The organism is Roseateles sp. P5_B10 (genome assembly GCF_056400485.1).
The window spans coordinates 1-2,517 of sequence record NZ_JBFULE010000756.1; the positions used below are offsets into that span (position 1 = coordinate 1).

Here is a 2,517-nt window from a genome sequence, read left to right on the forward strand (position 1 = left end):
GCAGCGCACAGCCCCCGAGGCCGAGGAGCGCTGGCGGCGCGAGCAGGCGGGCGAGGCTCAGCTCGCCCAGCCGCTGTCCGGCCTCGTGCCCCATATGCAGCCCTTTGCAGGCAACCCCGACGGCAGCCCGCCCGAGCGCGAGCAGGCCAGCGCGGCCCGCCGCAACTTCATCGCGCTGGCCTTTTGCCTGATGGTCGGCACGGCCGGCCTGCCTCATCTGCTGACGCGCTACTACACGACCAGCTCCGTCGCCGCGGCGCGCCAGTCGGTGGCCTGGTCCCTGGTCTTCATCTGCCTGCTCTATCTGACGGCGCCGGCCCTGGCCGTCATGGTCAAGACCGAGGTCTTCAACAGCTTGGTGGGCACGTCCTTCGACCAACTGCCTGCCTGGATACGCCAATGGCAGCGCGTCGACCCGACCCTGCTGTCGGCCGTGGACCTGAACGGTGATGGCCGCCTGCAACTGGGCGAACTGCGCCTGCACCCCGATCTCGTCATGCTGGTCATGCCAGAGCTGGGCGGCCTGCCCTATGTCATCTCGGGCATGGTGGCGGCCGGTGGGCTGGCGGCTGCGTTGTCCACCGCAGACGGCCTGCTGCTGGCCATCTCCAGCGCGCTGTCCCACGACCTTTACTACAAGGCCATCAACCCCGAGGCCTCGCGCACGCGGCGGGTCACGCTGTCCAAGGCCTTGTTGCTGGCGGCAGCGCTGGCGGCGGCGGCGGTGGCATCCAGCCGGCCGGCGGACATCCTGGCCGTCGTCACGGCCGCTTTCTCCATCGCCGGCTCGACCTTTTTCCCGGCCCTGGTCGCCGGCGTGTTCTGGCGCCGCGCCAACCGCGCCGGCGCCCTGGCGGGCATGTTGACCGGCCTCGTCGTCTGCCTGATCTATCTCGTCATCGCCCACCCCGGCGCGCGGGCTCTGATCGGCCTGCCCGGCCCGGCGACATTGATCTGGGGCATCCAGCCGGCCTCGGCCGGCCTCTTCGGCGTGCCCGCCGGTGCGCTGGTCCTGGCCCTCGTCAGCCTGCTGACAGCCGCGCCCAGCCAGCGCGATCGTGATTTCGTCGACAAGCTGCGCAGTCGGCCGGTGGCCTGATCAACGAGAGTGAAGGGGCGGCGATTTGGTCATTCACCCCTTCCGGGCTAGAATCCTTGGTTCCCCCTTGCCGTACCGCGTGTAGACGCCGTGGCGCGGCTTCCTCAGACCGGCAACCCCGTCGGGCTGGAATCCACAAGGAGTAAATATGCGTCACTACGAAATCGTTCTGCTGATCCATCCGGATCAAAGCGAACAAGTTCCGGCCATGCTGGAGCGCTACAAGGGCCTGATCACCACCGGTGGTGGTGTCGTGCACCGAGTTGAGGACTGGGGCCGTCGCCAGATGGCTTACCTGATCCAGAAGCTCGCCAAGGCCCATTACCTGTGCCTGAACATCGAGTGCAGCAAGGAAGTCCTGGCTGAGCTCGAGACTGGCTTCCGCTTCAACGACGCCGTGTTGCGCCACCTCACCGTGGTTCAGGACAAGGCCATCGCGACCCCCTCGGTCATGATGAAGGCCGTCGAGCGCGAAGAAGCCCGCAAGGCGCCGCAACCGCAAGAAGCGGCCTGAGCACAGGTCATCGCTAAAGAACCAGGTTTTTCGAGCAGCGTGCCCCTGGCGTGAACCAGCTTCACCTCCAGGCGCAGATCCAGCAACTCGGACAAGTTCGCTACACACCCGCCGGGCTGATGGCCCTGGACGCAAGCCTCAAGGCCGAGTCCGAAGTCATCGAAGCCGGCAAGCCGCGCAAGATCTCGCTGGAGATCAAAGCGGTTGCGGTGGGCGAGGTGGCCAAGCAGTTGCAGGCGCTGGGAGTCGGTGGCATCGCGGTCTTCCGCGGTTTCCTGACCCACCAGCGCAACGGCCGGGGCTTCATCGCCCACGTCACCGTGATCGAACCCGCTGCTTCCTAGAACCCGGAATTGATTGAATCCGGATAGATTTAACAGAGGTCCTCTATGCCCCCGCCACGTGGTAAAGGTCGCTTCTCCAAAGACAAGAAGCCCAAGCGCAACCAACAATCGTTGCTGTTCCGTCGCAAGCGTTTCTGCCGCTTCACCGTCGCCGGTGTCGAGCAGATCGACTACAAGGACATCGACACGCTGCGCGATTTCATCTCCGAAAACGGCAAGATCACGCCCGCTCGCCTGACCGGTACGCGCGCCTTCTTCCAGCGTCAGCTGACGGTGTCCATCAAGCGCGCGCGCTTCCTGGCCCTGCTGCCGTACAGCGACCAGCACAAGGTCTAAGGAGCTGACGACATGCAAGTGATCCTGCTCGAAAAAGTGTCCAACCTCGGCAACCTCGGCGACGTCGTCAAGGTCAAGGATGGTTATGCCCGCAACTTCCTGATCCCGACCAAGCAGGCGCGCCGCGCCACCGAGGCCGCGATCAAGGAATTCGAAGTCCGCCGTGCGGAACTCGAAAAGGCTGCTGCTGCCAAGCTGGCCGAAGCCCAGAAACTGGGTGAAGC

Annotated in this window: 5 protein-coding genes; all 5 read left to right on the forward strand. The window is 65.3% G+C overall.

Annotated features, from left to right (window positions below; translation table 11 throughout):
• On the forward strand, positions 1-1,099 hold a 1,099-nt coding region (locus AC1DU6_RS27100; RefSeq protein WP_477860902.1), incomplete at its 5' end, for a VC_2705 family sodium/solute symporter.
• A 148-nt stretch (positions 1,100-1,247) separates the two neighbouring features.
• Positions 1,248-1,613, forward strand: a complete 366-nt coding sequence (gene rpsF / locus AC1DU6_RS27105) for a 30S ribosomal protein S6 (RefSeq protein ID WP_056198096.1) — start codon at positions 1,248-1,250, stop codon at positions 1,611-1,613.
• A gap of 50 nt (positions 1,614-1,663) precedes the next feature.
• Positions 1,664-1,957, forward strand: a complete 294-nt coding sequence (gene priB / locus AC1DU6_RS27110; protein WP_056198094.1) for a primosomal replication protein N — start codon at positions 1,664-1,666, stop codon at positions 1,955-1,957.
• Positions 1,958-2,002: 45 nt separating this feature from the next.
• Positions 2,003-2,293, forward strand: a complete 291-nt coding sequence (gene rpsR, locus AC1DU6_RS27115) for a 30S ribosomal protein S18 (protein WP_056198092.1) — start codon at positions 2,003-2,005, stop codon at positions 2,291-2,293.
• A 12-nt stretch (positions 2,294-2,305) separates the two neighbouring features.
• Positions 2,306-2,517, forward strand: a 212-nt coding sequence (gene rplI / locus AC1DU6_RS27120; RefSeq protein WP_477860905.1) for a 50S ribosomal protein L9, incomplete at its 3' end; no start/stop codon positions are given.

What these genes read in the sequence shown, in the direction of transcription:
- rpsR (WP_056198092.1), top strand. Translation starts at nt 2,003, where the DNA reads ATGCCCCCGCCACGTGGTAAAGGTCGCTTCTCCAAAGACAAGAAGCCC.
- rpsF (WP_056198096.1), top strand. Translation starts at nt 1,248, where the DNA reads ATGCGTCACTACGAAATCGTTCTGCTGATCCATCCGGATCAAAGCGAA.